16 protein-coding genes and 1 tRNA gene are annotated in these 14,520 nt (G+C 55.4%); 16 read left to right on the top strand and 1 reads right to left on the bottom strand.

What is annotated here, in order from left to right; all coding sequences use genetic code 11:
- The first annotated feature begins 49 nt into the window (after nucleotides 1–49).
- The 10 genes from OX459_RS15820 to OX459_RS15775 all read left to right on the top strand — a co-directional run bounded on the left by OX459_RS15820 (nucleotide 50) and on the right by OX459_RS15775 (nucleotide 9,572).
- A complete protein-coding gene (locus tag OX459_RS15820; RefSeq protein ID WP_289905766.1) occupies nucleotides 50–1,834 on the top strand; it encodes a tetratricopeptide repeat protein in 1,785 nt (594 codons plus the stop codon).
- Nucleotides 1,835–1,907: 73 nt separating this feature from the next.
- Nucleotides 1,908–2,546, top strand: a complete 639-nt coding sequence (locus tag OX459_RS15815) for an outer membrane lipoprotein LolB (protein ID WP_289905765.1) — start codon at nucleotides 1,908–1,910, stop codon at nucleotides 2,544–2,546.
- A complete protein-coding gene (gene ispE / locus OX459_RS15810; RefSeq protein WP_289905764.1) occupies nucleotides 2,543–3,427 on the top strand; it encodes a 4-(cytidine 5'-diphospho)-2-C-methyl-D-erythritol kinase in 885 nt (294 codons plus the stop codon). Before OX459_RS15815 ends, ispE begins: the two co-directional genes overlap by 4 nt.
- 78 nt (nucleotides 3,428–3,505) lie before the next feature.
- Nucleotides 3,506–3,582 (top strand) — tRNA-Gln (locus OX459_RS15805).
- 150 nt (nucleotides 3,583–3,732) lie between these two features.
- Complete coding sequence (locus tag OX459_RS15800; RefSeq protein ID WP_034753270.1) at nucleotides 3,733–4,683, top strand: ribose-phosphate pyrophosphokinase; 951 nt, start codon at nucleotides 3,733–3,735, stop codon at nucleotides 4,681–4,683.
- Between the two features lie 166 nt (nucleotides 4,684–4,849).
- Nucleotides 4,850–5,458: a 50S ribosomal protein L25/general stress protein Ctc gene (locus tag OX459_RS15795; protein ID WP_077408940.1), complete on the top strand. Its 609-nt coding sequence runs from the start codon at nucleotides 4,850–4,852 to the stop codon at nucleotides 5,456–5,458.
- A 115-nt stretch (nucleotides 5,459–5,573) separates the two neighbouring features.
- Nucleotides 5,574–6,158, top strand: coding sequence for an aminoacyl-tRNA hydrolase (pth, locus tag OX459_RS15790; protein WP_034753275.1), 585 nt, complete (start codon nucleotides 5,574–5,576; stop codon nucleotides 6,156–6,158).
- A 215-nt stretch (nucleotides 6,159–6,373) separates the two neighbouring features.
- Nucleotides 6,374–7,465, top strand: coding sequence for a redox-regulated ATPase YchF (ychF, locus tag OX459_RS15785; RefSeq protein WP_251349368.1), 1,092 nt, complete (start codon nucleotides 6,374–6,376; stop codon nucleotides 7,463–7,465).
- A 224-nt stretch (nucleotides 7,466–7,689) separates the two neighbouring features.
- Nucleotides 7,690–8,862, top strand: a complete 1,173-nt coding sequence (locus OX459_RS15780) for an integrase arm-type DNA-binding domain-containing protein (RefSeq protein ID WP_289905762.1) — start codon at nucleotides 7,690–7,692, stop codon at nucleotides 8,860–8,862.
- Nucleotides 8,859–9,572, top strand: a complete 714-nt coding sequence (locus tag OX459_RS15775) for a hypothetical protein (RefSeq protein WP_289905761.1) — start codon at nucleotides 8,859–8,861, stop codon at nucleotides 9,570–9,572. Before OX459_RS15780 ends, OX459_RS15775 begins: the two co-directional genes overlap by 4 nt.
- A gap of 191 nt (nucleotides 9,573–9,763) precedes the next feature.
- On the opposite strand, the gene OX459_RS15770 is transcribed toward OX459_RS15775, so the two are convergent.
- The gene (locus OX459_RS15770) at nucleotides 9,764–10,888 is read right to left on the bottom strand and encodes a HEPN-associated N-terminal domain-containing protein (RefSeq protein WP_289905760.1); all 1,125 of its coding nucleotides are present in this window, start codon (nucleotides 10,886–10,888) and stop codon (nucleotides 9,764–9,766) included.
- A gap of 393 nt (nucleotides 10,889–11,281) precedes the next feature.
- Here OX459_RS15770 and OX459_RS28055 point away from each other — a divergent pair, with 393 nt between their 5' ends.
- The 6 genes from OX459_RS28055 (at nucleotide 11,282) to OX459_RS15745 (ending at nucleotide 14,442) form a co-directional block, all read left to right on the top strand.
- A complete protein-coding gene (locus OX459_RS28055) occupies nucleotides 11,282–11,464 on the top strand; it encodes an AlpA family phage regulatory protein (protein WP_354669668.1) in 183 nt (60 codons plus the stop codon).
- 226 nt (nucleotides 11,465–11,690) lie between these two features.
- The gene (locus OX459_RS15765) at nucleotides 11,691–12,305 is read left to right on the top strand and encodes a hypothetical protein (protein ID WP_289905759.1); all 615 of its coding nucleotides are present in this window, start codon (nucleotides 11,691–11,693) and stop codon (nucleotides 12,303–12,305) included.
- Nucleotides 12,306–12,310: 5 nt separating this feature from the next.
- Nucleotides 12,311–13,522, top strand: a complete 1,212-nt coding sequence (locus tag OX459_RS15760; RefSeq protein WP_289905758.1) for a phage/plasmid replication protein, II/X family — start codon at nucleotides 12,311–12,313, stop codon at nucleotides 13,520–13,522.
- An 11-nt stretch (nucleotides 13,523–13,533) separates the two neighbouring features.
- Complete coding sequence (locus tag OX459_RS15755) at nucleotides 13,534–13,875, top strand: single-stranded DNA-binding protein (RefSeq protein WP_289905757.1); 342 nt, start codon at nucleotides 13,534–13,536, stop codon at nucleotides 13,873–13,875.
- Nucleotides 13,876–14,163: a hypothetical protein gene (locus tag OX459_RS15750; protein WP_289905756.1), complete on the top strand. Its 288-nt coding sequence runs from the start codon at nucleotides 13,876–13,878 to the stop codon at nucleotides 14,161–14,163.
- A 51-nt stretch (nucleotides 14,164–14,214) separates the two neighbouring features.
- The gene (locus OX459_RS15745; protein ID WP_289905755.1) at nucleotides 14,215–14,442 is read left to right on the top strand and encodes a hypothetical protein; all 228 of its coding nucleotides are present in this window, start codon (nucleotides 14,215–14,217) and stop codon (nucleotides 14,440–14,442) included.
- Nucleotides 14,443–14,520: the final 78 nt, after the last annotated feature.

Here is a 14,520-nt window from a genome sequence, read left to right as displayed (position 1 = left end):
GCCGCGTTGGGCGTAGAATCAAACTTTGCCGTTTAGCCAGGATCAGCCTTTGAAAAACGCTTTCGCCATTGTAACCTTGTCCGCCCTGATGGCCACGCATGCCATGGCACAGACGCCTGTTGCCCCCGCCGATGGGGCGGCCAGTCCCGCTGCGGCCGCTGCGCCGCCAGCGCCCGGTATCGAGTCCGGCGACGACGCCAAGGGCGAGAAGCTGCCCAAGGTCGAGTTGAGCAGCGATTTGCTGTACAAGCTGACCAAGGCTGAAATGGAATTCAAGAGCGGCCAGTGGCAAGGGCCGTATGTGACGATGATGGTGGCGGCGCAGCAGACGCGCGACCCGCGCCTGGCGCGCCGCGCCTCCGAAATGGCGCTGGCCGCCAAGCAGGGCGGCGAAGCGCTGGCGGCCATCCGCCTGTGGCGCGAGCTGGCGCCCGAATCGGACGAGGCGACCCAGTTCTTCCTTGGCTTCGTCGTGTTGACGGACAAGATCGAAGAAGCGGAACCGATTTTTGCCGAGCGCCTGGCCAATGCGCCGCAGGGTGCACGGGGCGTGGCCCTGTTCCAGATGCAGCAGATCCTGTCGCGCTCGAATGACAAGCTGTTTGCATATGCCATGCTCACGCGCCTGGTGCAGCCCTACCTGGACATGTTTGAAGCCCACCTGGTGCTGGCGCAGGGCGCCCTGTCGCTCGGCGAGCGTGAACGCGCCATCGGCGAAGCGAACAAGGCGTTGGCGATCAAGCCGAACTCCGAGCTGGCCGCGCTGACCCTGGCGCAGGTGACGGGCGAGCCCGAGGCGGCAGGCAAGGTGCTGGCCGCCTTCCTGCAAAAGAATCCGGACGCCGTCGAAGTGCGCGGCGCGTATGCGCGCCTGCTGGTCGAGCAAAAACAGCTGGAGCTGGCACGCGACCAATTCCTGCTGCTGCTGAAAAGCCAGCCCGACAACCTGGGCGGCCTGTATGCGCTCGGCATCGTGGCGTTGCAGCTGGAAGACACCAAGGGCGCGGAGCAGTACTTCAAGCGCTTCCTGGCCGTGCTCGACAAATCCCCTGGCGACGCGCGCGATCCGTTCAAGGCCCTGATGATACTGTCGCAGATCGCCGAAACGCGCGGCGACACGGCCGGCGCCATCGCCTGGCTGGACAAGGTCGACAACAGCGCGTCCGCCGGTTATGTCGAGGCGCGTTTGCGCCGCGCCCAGCTGATCGCCCGTGGCGGCAATCTCGATGCGGCGCGCAAGGCGCTGGCGGAAATCGAAACGGACGATTCGGCAATCCAGGCGCAGGTGCTGCTGGTCGACGCGCAATTCCTGCGCGATGCCGGCTACGTGCAAAGCGCCTATACGGTGCTGGAAAACGCCTTGCTGCGCTTCCCAGATAATCCGGAATTGCTGTACGACTACGCCTTGCTGGCCGAGCGCCTGGACAAACTCGAGCTGATGGAGGCGAGCCTGCGCCGCGTGATGGCGCTGGCGCCCGACAACCAGCACGCGTATAACGCCCTGGGCTACTCGCTGGCCGAACGGGGCATCCGCCTGCCGGAAGCCCATGCGCTGATCGAAAAAGCCTTGCAGATGGCGCCGGGCGACCCGTTCATCATGGACAGCATGGGCTGGGTGCAGTTCCGCATGGGTAACCTGGTTGCCGCGGAAAACGCGCTGCGCCGCGCCTATGCCGTGCGCAGCGATCCGGAAATCGCCGTCCACCTGGGCGAAGTGCTGTGGCAGAAGGGCGACAAGGCCGAAGCGCAAAAGCTGTGGCGCGAGGCGCAAGGCAAGGATCCGAAAAACGACGCGCTAAAAAGCACCCTGGCGCGCTTGAATGTCAGTTTGTGATTGAATCGATTAACTCAACTATGAAAAACCAGCGCCATGGCGCTGGTTTTTCCTTGTGCCCATGTCCAAACCCATGTCCAAACATTTCCTGCCCCTGACGGTCCTGTGCTTGGCCCTCTCGGCCTGCTCGACCCTGACTTCTCCCTTTTCGTCCGGCGCCGCGCCATCGGGCGAAGCCGTGGCGCCCTACCGCGAACAGGTGGAGCTGACGGGCCGCCTGAACGTCGTGTACCAGAAGGATGACAAGCCCGAATCGGCCACCGTCAACTTCAACTGGCTGCAGACGGCCGCGCGCACGGATGTGACCCTGTATACGCCCGTCGGCAGCACCCTGGCGACGATCGCCGTCACGCCGCAGCAGGCCGTGTTGACGCAAAGCGGCAAGGCGCCGCGCAGCGCGCCCGATGTCGATACCCTGAGCGCGCAGATGCTGGGCTGGTCCCTGCCCGTGTCGGGCTTGCGCGACTGGCTGCAAGGTTATGCCGTGGGCGCCGATGGCAAGCGCTTCGTCGCGTCACCGGCCAATGACAGCGTGATAACCAAAGACGGCTGGCGCTTGCGCTATGTGTCGTGGCAAGATGCTGCTGACAACACACTGGGCGCCTTGCCCCAACCGCGGCGTATCGATGCCGAACGCACCACCAGCGCGCAGGCCGATGCCGTCTCGCTGCGCATCGTGCTCGATGCCGCCCCATCCACACCTGCACCATGACATTGACGACCCTGAATCATTGCCCGGCTCCCGCCAAGCTGAACTTATTTCTGCACGTTAACGGCCGCCGTGCCGATGGCTACCATCTGCTGCAGACGGTGTTCCAGTTGCTCGACCATGGCGACACTTTGCACTTCGCGCTGCGCGACGATACGCTGATCCGCCGCGTGACGGCGCTGGCCGGCGTGCCGGAAGAGCAGGACCTGATCGTCCGTGCCGCGAAACTGCTGCAGGCGGAAGTGCTGCGCCGCACGGGCGCCTTGCCGCGCGGCGTCGATATCGCCATCGACAAGGTGCTGCCCATGGGCGGCGGCCTGGGGGGCGGTTCGTCCGACGCGGCCACGGCCCTGATGGCCTTGAACCGCCTGTGGCAAGCGGGCTTGAGCCGGGAGGAATTGATGGCGCTGGGCTTGCCGCTGGGCGCCGATATCCCGTTTTTCATCTTTGGCGAAAACGCCTTTGCCGAAGGTGTGGGCGAGGCCCTACAGCCCGTCGCCACGCCCGAATGCTGGTATGTGGTGATCGAGCCGGGCGTGCAAGTGCCTACCGCCGCAATTTTTTGCGCGGAAGGCTTGACGAGAAATACCGAACCCGTCACAATAGCGGACTTTTCCAGGTACCTCGCAGAAGGAAACGGTGCGGGTGGGTTTGGTAAGAATGATTTACAGCAAGTGGCATGCAGTCTTTTCAAGCCGGTAGCAGATGCGGTAGAATGGCTGGGTGCTCACGGTGAGGCCAGGATGACTGGTTCCGGTGCTTGTGTGTTTAGTGCGTTTGGCAGTCAGGAAGAAGCGGATGCGGTGCTCAGCAATGTGCCACCAGTCTGGATCGCCTGGAAGGCAAAAGCGCTGAATCGCCACCCGATGCTCACGGTGTTGTAAAGAGCAAAAAAAGATTTTGCTTAGCGTCAAATAGTCGGTATAATACTGGCCAACATGACGGCAAGCAGTCAGTAACGTAGGGGAATCGCCAAGCTGGTTAAGGCACTGGATTTTGATTCCAGCATGCGAAGGTTCGAATCCTTCTTCCCCTGCCACAATTTCACCGTAGTCTGTCGATGCGAGGTTAGCGTCCAGTACGGGAAAAAGCAGATATGTCGCCACGCGGCATATTCTAAACAATGACTGACCGGGCTTATGCCCGGTTAGTGCTTTTCAAGACTTCTATATCACCTCTTGGGACTCCCATGGCTTACGAAAACCTGATGGTTTTTACCGGCAACGCGAATCCAGCGTTGGCAGAGGGGGTCGCAAAAAACCTCGGCATCCCTCTCGGTAAAGCAAACGTTTCGAAATTCTCCGACGGCGAAGTAATGGTCGAGATTAACGAAAACGTACGCGGCAAGGATGTTTTTGTTTTGCAATCCACCTGTGCTCCAACCAACGACAGCCTGATGGAAATCATGCTGATGGTTGATGCCTTGAAACGTGCTTCCGCTGGCCGCATCACCGCCGCGATTCCTTACTTCGGCTACGCCCGCCAAGACCGTCGTCCACGCTCCGCGCGTGTGGCAATTTCGGCCAAGGTGGTGGCGAACATGCTGGAAGAAGCCGGTGTCGAGCGCGTCCTGATCATGGACTTGCACGCTGACCAGATTCAAGGTTTCTTCGATATCCCAGTCGACAATATCTACGCTTCGCCAATTTTGCTGGGCGACCTGCAAAAGAAAAACTACCAGGATCTGCTGGTGGTGTCGCCGGACGTCGGCGGTGTGGTACGTGCGCGCGCTCTGGCAAAACGCCTGGGCTGCGACCTGGCCATCATCGACAAGCGTCGTCCAAAAGCGAACGTGTCGGAAGTAATGAACATCATCGGTGAAGTCGAAGGCCGCAACTGCGTGATCATGGATGACATGGTCGACACGGCAGGCACCCTGACGAAGGCTGCCGAAGTGCTCAAAGAGCGCGGCGCGAAAAAAGTCGTGGCGTATTGCACGCACGCGGTGCTGTCGGGCCCGGCGATCGACCGTATTTCGGCCTCGCCACTCGATGAGCTGGTCGTGACCGATACGATCCCCCTGTCCGAAGCGGCCCTGGCCTGCGGCAAGATCCGTCAATTGACGTGCGCGCCGCTGCTGGCCGAGACGTTCAAGCGCATCATCAAGGGCGATTCGGTTATTTCCCTCTTTATCGATTAATTCGACAAGAGCAGCAACAGACGTCACCTGCGGCGCGACCGGCTTTTTGCCTGTTGCGCCGTAGTATTTTAGTTTTCGGGGCGCGTATGCGCCCATTTTCGAAGATTCCTGGTCGCGGGAATCTTCATAACACAAGGTGCAAGCCTTGTTCTTCTTGGAGTTTCACATGAAAGTTATCGCATTTAAACGCGAATTGCAAGGTTCCGGAGCGAGCCGCCGCCTGCGCATTTCCGGCCAAACCCCTGGTATCGTCTACGGTGGCGCTGAAGCCCCAGTGCTGATCTCGCTGGATCACAACGCCCTGTACCACGCGCTGAAAAAAGAAGTGTTCCACTCGTCGATCCTGGACCTGGAAATCGACGGCGTTTCCCAGCAAGTTCTGTTGCGCGACTTCCAAGTCCACGCATACAAACAACTGGTTCTGCACGCTGACTTCCAACGCGTTGACGCTAAGCAAGCTATCCACGTGAAAGTTGCTCTGCACTTCACGAACGCTGACGTTTCCCCAGCAGTCAAACTGCACGGCGCGACCATCAGCCACGTAGCCAACGAAATCGAAGTTTCGTGCCTGCCAGGCCAACTGCCAGAATTCATCAACGTTGACCTGTCGAACATCGACGTCGGTCACTCGCTGCACGTTGGCGACCTGGTCCTGCCAGCTGGCGTGACCGCTGTCACCCACGGCGCCAACCTGACCATCGCTACCGCTTCGGTACCGGCTGGCCACGTTGCTGCTGAAGCCGCTGCTGCTGAAGTTGTTGCTGACAAGAAGTAATTTTGCCGCCGCAGCAATGCGGTAGTCGCAAGGAAAAACCCGTCCGGTTCGCTCCGGACGGGTTTTTTTCTGCCTGTTTTCACCGATAATACGTTTTTACACTGCAGACACAGCCATGCCCATACGCCTGATCGTCGGCCTCGGCAACCCGGGACCCGAATACGAACAAACCCGTCACAATGCCGGTTTCTGGCTGGTGGACAACCTCGCCAACAGCTTGCCCGGCACGCGCTTGCAGCGCGATTCGCGCTACAACGCCATGCTGGCCAAGACCTCCATCGGCGGCAACGAAGTCTGGCTGCTCGAACCGCTGACCTTCATGAACCGCTCGGGCCAATCCGTGGGCGCGCTGGCGCGTTTCTTCAAGATCGCCGCCGATGAAGTGCTGGTCGTGCACGACGAACTCGATCTGATGCCCGGCATCGCGCGCCTGAAGAAGGGCGGCTCGGCCGGCGGCCATAATGGCTTGAAGGACATCACGGCCGCGCTGGGCACGCAGGATTACTGGCGCTTGCGCCTGGGCATCGGCCATCCGCGTACCCTGAGCCTGCAGCAGCAGGTGGCTGACTTCGTGCTGCACCGCCCGCGCCGCGAGGACCAGGAGCTGATCGAGCAAGCGATAGACAAATCGTTGCAAGTCATGCCGCAGATCGTCGAAGGCAAGTTCGAGGCGGCGACCATGAAGCTGCATACGGCCTGAGAACAGGGCCTGATGGCGTCACGATACGACTGTTTTGGCGTCATTTGCCCATCATCGGACTGTTGAAGCGCGCGGGACACGGGTACAATTGACCCCTTGAAATGCAGCACACGCACTATCCCCGGAAAAGGGTGAACAATCGCCCCGTTTTCCCTAACAGCACGGCAAGCACGCCGATAGACGGCGCCATGTGCTTTGATTATTAAAGGTTTTCCATGAGTCTCCAATGCGGTATCGTCGGCTTGCCGAACGTCGGCAAGTCCACCCTGTTCAATGCACTGACGAAAGCCGGCATCCCGGCTGAAAACTATCCGTTCTGCACCATCGAGCCGAACGTCGGCGTCGTCGAAGTGCCGGACCCACGCATGGATGCGCTGGCCGCCATCGTCAAGCCGGAACGCATGGTCAACGCCATCGTGGAATTCGTCGACATCGCCGGCCTGGTGGCGGGCGCGTCGAAAGGCGAGGGCCTGGGTAACCAGTTCCTGTCGCACATCCGCGAAACGGACGCCATCGTCAACGTCGTGCGCTGCTTCGAAGATGACAACGTCATCCACGTGGCTGGCAAGATCAACCCGCTCGACGATATCGAAGTTATCCAGACCGAACTGGCGCTGGCCGACATGGGTACCGTGGAAAAAGCCATCCACCGCGAAAACAAGAAAGCCCGCTCGGGCGACAAGGATGCGGCCAAGCTGCTGGCCATCATGGAACGCATGATGCCTTACCTGAACGACGCGAAACCCGTGCGTGCCATGGGCCTGGACGCCGATGAAATGGAACTGATCAAGCCTTTGTGCCTGATCACGGCCAAGCCGGCCATGTTCGTGGCCAACGTGTCCGACTCGGGCTTCACGAATAACCCGCTGCTGGATCAGCTGACGGCCTATGCGCAATCGCAAAACGCCCCTATCGTCGCCATCTGCGCGGCGCTGGAAGCGGAAATCGCCGACCTGGACGACGCCGACAAGGGCGCTTTCCTGGCCGACATGGGCATGGAAGAGCCAGGCCTGGACCGTCTGATCCGCGGCGCGTACAAGCTGCTGGGCCTGCAAACCTACTTCACGGCAGGCGTGAAGGAAGTGCGCGCCTGGACCATCCATGTGGGCGACACCGCACCGCAGGCGGCCGGCGTGATCCACACCGACTTCGAACGCGGCTTCATCCGCGCGCAAACCATCGCCTATGACGACTTCATCGCCTACAAGGGCGAAGCAGGCGCCAAGGAAGCGGGCAAGATGCGCGCCGAAGGCAAGGAATACGTCGTCAAGGATGGCGACGTGCTGAACTTCCTGTTCAACGTCTAACTTGTCACTGCTGTTTCAACGGGTATCATATTGTTTCTCATACCCGTAGAAACAACACTTTTACCCATGAAAAGCCGCGAATTTCGCGGCTTTTTTGTTTCCAGGTATTTCATGATATTTCGTATGCATTCACACAAATCACGGGTACGTGGGTGAGTACAATCCCTTGTTGTTGTCAAAAATGGTGGGTACAATCAAAAATCATCTCTAACTTGTGAAACTTGATGCTGACTGATGCACACTGTCGCAACGCGAAGCCCCGCGAAAAGCTGTACCGGCTTAACGATTTTAAAGGTCTCTACCTTGAGATAAAGCCATCCGGAGTGAAGGCGTGGCGCTATCGTTTCAAGCTGAACAGCAAGGAGTCCTTGTTTGCACTGGGGGACTATCCGGATGTCAGTCTGGCCGATGCGAGGGATGCATGCGGCGAAGCTCGTAAGCTCGTAAAACAGGGCATAAGTCCTGTTCAGAACCGGCAGCTTGAACGTGTGAAGCGGGAACTGGATTCCGGCAATACCTTTGAGGTGATTGCTCAGGAATGGTTGGCGTTGAAGGACTGGGAGGATGTCACTAAGACGCGCCGGCTGGACATGCTTCAGAGGGTGGTATTTCCATCAATTGGCAAGCTGCCAGTGCGTCAGATTACGTCCGCACATGTCCTTGATATCCTAAATAAAACGGTCGCGCGTGGCGCACCAACGGTTGCTGCTGAGGCGAAGCGAACCATGTCATCAGTGTTTGAACTTGCTGTTGCAACGTTGCGTGCAGATACGGACCCCGTATGGGCGGTACGTAAGGCGTTGCCACCAAATAAAACACAGCACAAACGAGCTTTGTCGGTTGAGGAAATTGGCAAGCTGCTTGTCGATTTTGACGGTCACGGAGGCAACTTTCAGACGCTTAATGCATTCCGCTTGATGTGGCTCACATTGGTGAGACCGAACGAGTCAGTTCAAGCTGAATGGGAAGAATTTGATCTTGATAGCGCGCTTTGGAAAATTCCGGCACAACGCATGAAAGCACGTCGCGAACATGTGCTGCCGTTGCCTGAGCAAGCCGTAAAGTTGTTAAAAGCAATGAGGCCAGTAACGGGCCACACTAAGTATGTGTTTCCCAATCGTGATGATCGTGCCCGCCCTATGGCAGACGCTGCATTGCGGCAGGCGCTTAAAAAATTAGGATGGGCAAAAAAATATAGTCCGCATGGCACTAGGACCACTGGAAGTACGCGTCTAAATGAGCTGGGCTATCGCCATGATGTAATTGAGGCTCAACTTGCACATGCGGAACCGAACGCTGTACGGCGTACCTACAATCATGCGACATACTTGGATGAACGCCGAGGCATGATGCAGGATTGGGCTGATCTACTAGACACTTGGAAAGCAAAAACATGAATTTTCCGGAGTTTGCGTCGAAACTTGGGATCGATGTTGATAGCTCAATGGCTGGGTTGGTCGATCATGCATTGAGGACTTGTGAAAAATATAATGTATCCAAGCGTGAAGACTGTGTACGCGCTTTCGTATCGCTTGCTGATTACGCAAGGGTACTCGTTGATGGTCGAATGGATTTCACTTCGAGGCACCTGGATAAATTTAGTGATATTCGTGATCTTGCAGGAAAGCTTAAGGAAAAAATTGACGAACTAAGCGACTCCGAAGCTGATGCCTTAGCACATTGCAACTTGTCCTCCCTAAACCTCACGCATGACTTTGCTGGAGCACTGAATGCTGCCAGCAAAGCTCTCTGTGGGCTTAGAAGCAAGCGTGATGTGATTACCTTTGTCGGGAAGCGTTTTGTTGTCCTATGTCACGAGTATCAAATACCCGTTAGGTGGAGCAAAGATCTTTATAACTGTTCCAAATACTGTTCAGCGCAATTTCTTGCTGCATTATTTGAGGCGGCTCACGTACCTTTTAGTGGTGATGAGGGGAAACGTACAGCCGCCCATAGCGCTAATAATTGTCTATATTCACTGTCAAAGGGCTTCGAGTGGAGCTTCGCCGATGAACTTCACGGAGTTCTCGAATTCGGAGTCGTTTACCTAGATAGGATTGTTCGCGAAAATAACCTCCTTGAAGATTTGCCACGGTTTGCTCGCTAGGTTTAACGGCCATCAGGTCTAGATGGGTTATGAATATGAAATTTCCAGTTTGCGATGCAACTGAACTGGTCCATGACACTCGCGACAGCCCTAATTTTTACAAGGGGGAAAGCATCGCCATTTCAGCATCGATGTGTACTTGTTCAGACTTGAGCTGACACATCACGTCAGGGAACTGGCCGCAAACGCCCCTAAGCAGAAGTAGTCCAGGTTGCCTTGTCGAACGTAAAAAACGGAGGGGGCGTAGCACCCCATTCAGGAGTTTCAAGTCCCAGCTCGATTGGTCCGAGAAATAATGCGACGTTCCAACCACGTTTATGGACGGTGCTGCCGTACGCAACTCCATCCAGAGCTCCGCCTGAAAAATCATAGTCGCGTATGAACTCGGTGACAACTTGAGAGGGTAGGTAGTCGATGTGAACTTGGTTATTGCGCGCTACCGGCTTCATGATGTCGTTAGCGAAGTCATGCAAGAAGCTCAATGTGAGCGTCAACGTGCGCGCTTCTTCCGAGAACAGGGTTGGCACAGGCGGCAGGTCGCGTAAGTCTAGAATTCGTATAGGGCGAATCGAGCGCCAGAGCCCCATCTTTGCTTTATCAGCACGTGTCTCCTTCAAGGCAGTGATTGCCGATGATGCGAGATAAAGCATCGGAATACCCGCTGGATTCATACGATTGCTCTGAAGAGCAAACTCGAGAGGAGGTGGGCCGAAATCCGACGCACTGACGTGTCCACCTTTAGGAAGGTCTGGTCGCGCACGCCAAAGCCTCAAACCGGCAGGGAGCTCCACAATCAAACCGAGTGCTTCACTTGCTCGTGCAATGTTACGCAGCAGTGACGCCGGGGTGAATGAATCTTGGCCATCTCTGCCGCTATTATGAAAAAAGAATCTTCGTTTGTGCTTTACGGTATGGCAAAATGATTCCCAACTGCTCCACAAGGCATGGTCAAGTTCAAGTGCGCCCACATCAAAGTCACACCACGGTTCGTCCGATATGGCGCCAGCGATTGCCGAGAACAGACTGCCAGTATGGTCTCGAGGCAGTTCCAACCCGACCCTGCCGAGCATCTCCCACGAATCCCAATGGTCTCCCAGATAGCCCCCTTCTGCTGAGCAATACCCAAGCTGATTAACGGCTTTCCCATAATAGCGCCCGATGCACTGGTCAATGTAGGCCGCCACTCTGTGGAATTCCACTGTTGGTGAGTCGAACTTGCCACAAAAGTCGCAACCACGAGGTCCTTCATAGTCCCGAATCCAGAGACGTAAATCTTGGTTGGAAAAGCAAGAGGAGCAGACGCGGTGTGGGTTCATATGTAGGAACATGGTTGAAAAGGATTGAGCGCTTCGGCTTATCAGGCTAGGACACCTTCATCCTATCTCGCAAAGCAACGGCTTCAATAATTGTAGTAGGGTTCGTCTACCTTGAGCGCAGTGATTTGCGTCCAAGAATGACAAACTTTCGCTTCCCTTGGCCTCTATTAGAGCGGAACTTGGGCAACCGGTTTATAGCCGGTAACCGACATGTTAGAAATTTAACTCATCTGACAGCTTGTGCCCGGTCAACTCTCAACTACTACAATTGCTGTGCAACCTATCTCCACCCTAAGCACCCTATGGGGAGAAATCTTTCTTTTAAAACTACCTCTTAATTTTCATCGTCCATAGCCAGAATGCCACCACGATTAACTTGTTTCACGGTGGTTCATGCAAATTCTGCGCATCCCAGCTGTATGTCAAATGCTTGGTTTGTCTCGCGTTACCGTATGGCGACGTGTCAAACTTGATCCATCTTTTCCTCGCCCGATACGCCTGGGCGCTTCTGATAAGTCTGCTATTGGCTTTCTTCAGCATGAACTAAACGCTTGGATTGCGGGGAACCGCAATTGAAGCATTCTCAACTCAAGCCTGAGAACTCGCTATCCGTCCTTCACGGAGAAACCGCTCTTACGCAGAGCTGCGTGAGCCAAGCGATCAGTAGGATTGCGCAGTACTCCAATAATCAATCAGTCACCAGGTTGGAGTGGTGGTCGCACTCTGACCGTGCCGAGATGCGTGATGATCCGCGTTGGTCGTTGGTCTTCTCTCACATTTCACATGTAACAGGGGATTCAGAATGAATGCTCCCCAAGAAAACCTCCCGATCTGGAAGCGTAATTTGAGGAGCAATGGCTCCTCTGTTCCTCCCGCTTGGGCAGCGTTTGCGTGCGACAGAAAATTTGAACCGCGTCTGTCTACGTTTCTAACTAAATCATCAAATTCCCATACTTTTTCCTTTCGGATTATTTGCGGTGCCGACGTACTCGTACAAGGGCAAGTAGGGGACTTTTTGGCGTGCATTGCGACTGCACGGCACAACAAGGTGGAATGGACTAAGCGATTGCCCTTTAGCGATTTGCGTACTCAGTTTTTCTACCCCAGCGGCAAGTTCATCTCGTTCGAAGAGATTAAGGTTGGGATGGCTGCACTGGATGCTCCGCCGCCAATGGATAAAGCTGGATGTGTCACTGGTCCAAGTGTCGGAGAGGCTGTTGCGCGTCGTTGCGCTGCGTCGGTACAAATTTCGCCTGCCCGCAGCGAAGCGAGGACAGCCGTAATTTGTGCGGCCGACGGCCGGGGTTTTGCTTTTGCCGTTGACTGTGCTTTTAGTCAGGCGGGCGTGGTAGCACCGCCTGACGGTCTCACGGATGGGACTTTTGCAATTAACGATTCTGGTGCCGGTTCGGTTTAGGGTTTATGGGATACGACACGATAAAACTACGATCACCCCCGATGGATGCATCAATTATCGATCACATCCAACAACAGTGTTTACGGCGCTCGGGTGTGGAAATGGCGACGGGACAACTGAAGTATGAAATTTTTTCCGGTGAGTTGTCCGGTTCGTGGGACTCCAGAATTTCTGTCCTGCCAAAGTATGAGGAGTATGTCATCAATAAGAGTGGACGTCCTCAGTTGTGCCCTTGCGAACCGTATGTCCTCATCGAAGCCTCTGTTCATAAAATTTTTCTGGGGCATAACGTTTATGGTGGCCCAACCGATTTTCAAAAAGTCTGTGGTGATTTTATTGAATTGGTAGGCCAGATATTAGAGGTCGATTTTTTGCCCGCGCACTATTGGACGGTGCATAGGGTCGATGTAGCGGAAACGTTTCGGTTGTCGATGCAGCAGTGCATAGAGTTTTTTCAAGGCGTGCAACTCATGAGTTTCCCACGACGAAGCAAAGGGGCATTAAAGACGAATCATTCCTTTCATTTTCCCGGAAAGACAACAGTGGTGAAGGGGTACCACAAAGGTTCGGAGTTTCGTGTTCATGAGCGTGGTCGGCTAAGGCAATATTTTAGCGACCTATTTATGTATCTTTTTGTTAAGGATGATGCTCGTAAAACGGGTGTGCTTGATGTGAAGAGGGGACCCTGGGTTGATCGGAAGCTAGAAGCGCTTCAACGCTTAGCAGATAAAACCCTACGTTTGGAAGTGGGCGTTAACAGCGATAAATTTCAATACGATTTTGGGAAAAATCCTCGGGTAAGTGAGGTAACCGACGCCTACCTGGAGGGCGTTTACGACCGAGAAGTGGAAAAACTGCTTCGTGAAGGAAAGCAAGGAATGGATACGGTGCGGAACACAAAGGCAGTCTTGCAGCGTCTTAAGAGCGAGTACGGTGATTCCAATGGGATGCGTCTTTACGGTTTCTGGAATGTGATGTGTACGTTGGGTGACGAGGAGGCAAGGAAGCAATCCGCAAAGGCTACTTTCTATCGCAATCGAAAGTTGCTTGAAGAGGCCGGAGTGTCGTGGCGCGGCAGCAATGTGGTCGTTGTTGCGAATGATGGGGCCTTACCAGCGGATTTTAGTCCAGTTAGGACAGACAAGCGTTTGCGTTTTTTACCGGCGCGCAATCGTGATGAGTATCAAGTAAGCCGGAAAATGTTGCAGGCAGCGTAAGGGGAATTGAGATGGCGGAATTGAATACGGTTACGAAGTTGGATGATAAGAAGGGCCAGCATAGCTTTAAACCGATGCATGTGTTTGTAGTTGGTCGTATTGAAGGGTCCAAGGCTTACGAAGGCAAGCGTTACACCCAAGTGATGACGCCAGCAGCCGATGCTTATTCTCGGCCACAGTTGGTAGAGATTCGCAGCAAGGCACGGCTGGGGGAAAAGGGAGAAGAAATTTCCTGCGAATGCGTGCTGGGCGGCTTTCAACGTAAACCTTATGAAACAAAGGATAAGCAAACCGGTGAGATTGTGAAGGTCGTACCGGTTGAGCACACCCTCGATTTAGCTGAGGCGCTCTAAATGGCTTTCGGATCGGTGCAGTTGGTCCGTGTCTGCGCTCCAGTCGCCACATCTGCGCAGGCTGATCAAGTTTTGTGTCCTTCCGTTAGCGGGCAGTTTTACGCCCCTGGAACAGCACAAGCCTATCTGATCGATCCAAGCCAGCAAGGAATTATCGAGGCGTCTATTGGTCCCTTCGACTATGCGCAGGCAGCTGGCTTGTGGTCTGCCGCGTTCTCGATGGTGGTCGGCTTGTATTTCGTCTCTACAGCTATCGGTTCAATCCTCAGCATGATTCGCAGGGGGTGATTGATTTATGTGGCCGGGCACTTCCCCGGATTTTTTGATGGAGTTATGGGTATGAACAAGAAAATTAAACGTTCCGTTGTTGTGGCATCCCTGGTTGTAGCAGGCATGACAAGCGCAGTTGCAGCGGTTGCTGCACCGACTGATTACACCGCGCTGACCGGCGCAGTGGACATGAGCAGTGTAATTACTGCGATCCTCGCGATTGCTGCGACCCTGGCTGGTCTGTTCGTCGCCATGCGCGGTGCAAAGACTGTGCTGGGCATGATTCGCGGCCGCTAACCCGGCACTATTTTTTCTAGTTGGGGGAGCCTTAGCGCTTCCCCTTTTTTATGGCGGTTGGCATGACGATCAATGACC

The sequence above is a fragment of the Janthinobacterium sp. SUN026 genome (assembly GCF_030397625.1).
In the GTDB taxonomy this organism is placed as follows: Bacteria; Pseudomonadota; Gammaproteobacteria; order Burkholderiales; family Burkholderiaceae_D; genus Janthinobacterium; species Janthinobacterium kumbetense.
Note: the sequence above shows the minus strand (reverse complement) of the source record. Positions and strands in the feature narration are given on the sequence as shown.

Excerpts from the sequence above, each read along its gene's own strand:
- OX459_RS15815 (WP_289905765.1), top strand. The coding sequence starts at position 1,908 with ATGTCCAAACATTTCCTGCCCCTGACGGTCCTGTGCTTGGCCCTCTCG.
- ispE (WP_289905764.1), top strand. The coding sequence starts at position 2,543 with ATGACATTGACGACCCTGAATCATTGCCCGGCTCCCGCCAAGCTGAAC.
- OX459_RS15800 (WP_034753270.1), top strand. The coding sequence starts at position 3,733 with ATGGCTTACGAAAACCTGATGGTTTTTACCGGCAACGCGAATCCAGCG.
- OX459_RS15795 (WP_077408940.1), top strand. The coding sequence starts at position 4,850 with ATGAAAGTTATCGCATTTAAACGCGAATTGCAAGGTTCCGGAGCGAGC.
- pth (WP_034753275.1), top strand. The coding sequence starts at position 5,574 with ATGCCCATACGCCTGATCGTCGGCCTCGGCAACCCGGGACCCGAATAC.
- ychF (WP_251349368.1), top strand. The coding sequence starts at position 6,374 with ATGAGTCTCCAATGCGGTATCGTCGGCTTGCCGAACGTCGGCAAGTCC.
- OX459_RS15780 (WP_289905762.1), top strand. The coding sequence starts at position 7,690 with ATGCTGACTGATGCACACTGTCGCAACGCGAAGCCCCGCGAAAAGCTG.
- OX459_RS15775 (WP_289905761.1), top strand. The coding sequence starts at position 8,859 with ATGAATTTTCCGGAGTTTGCGTCGAAACTTGGGATCGATGTTGATAGC.
- OX459_RS15770 (WP_289905760.1), bottom strand. The coding sequence starts at position 10,888 with ATGAACCCACACCGCGTCTGCTCCTCTTGCTTTTCCAACCAAGATTTA.
- OX459_RS28055 (WP_354669668.1), top strand. The coding sequence starts at position 11,282 with ATGCAAATTCTGCGCATCCCAGCTGTATGTCAAATGCTTGGTTTGTCT.
- OX459_RS15765 (WP_289905759.1), top strand. The coding sequence starts at position 11,691 with ATGAATGCTCCCCAAGAAAACCTCCCGATCTGGAAGCGTAATTTGAGG.
- OX459_RS15760 (WP_289905758.1), top strand. The coding sequence starts at position 12,311 with ATGGGATACGACACGATAAAACTACGATCACCCCCGATGGATGCATCA.
- OX459_RS15755 (WP_289905757.1), top strand. The coding sequence starts at position 13,534 with ATGGCGGAATTGAATACGGTTACGAAGTTGGATGATAAGAAGGGCCAG.
- OX459_RS15750 (WP_289905756.1), top strand. The coding sequence starts at position 13,876 with ATGGCTTTCGGATCGGTGCAGTTGGTCCGTGTCTGCGCTCCAGTCGCC.
- OX459_RS15745 (WP_289905755.1), top strand. The coding sequence starts at position 14,215 with ATGAACAAGAAAATTAAACGTTCCGTTGTTGTGGCATCCCTGGTTGTA.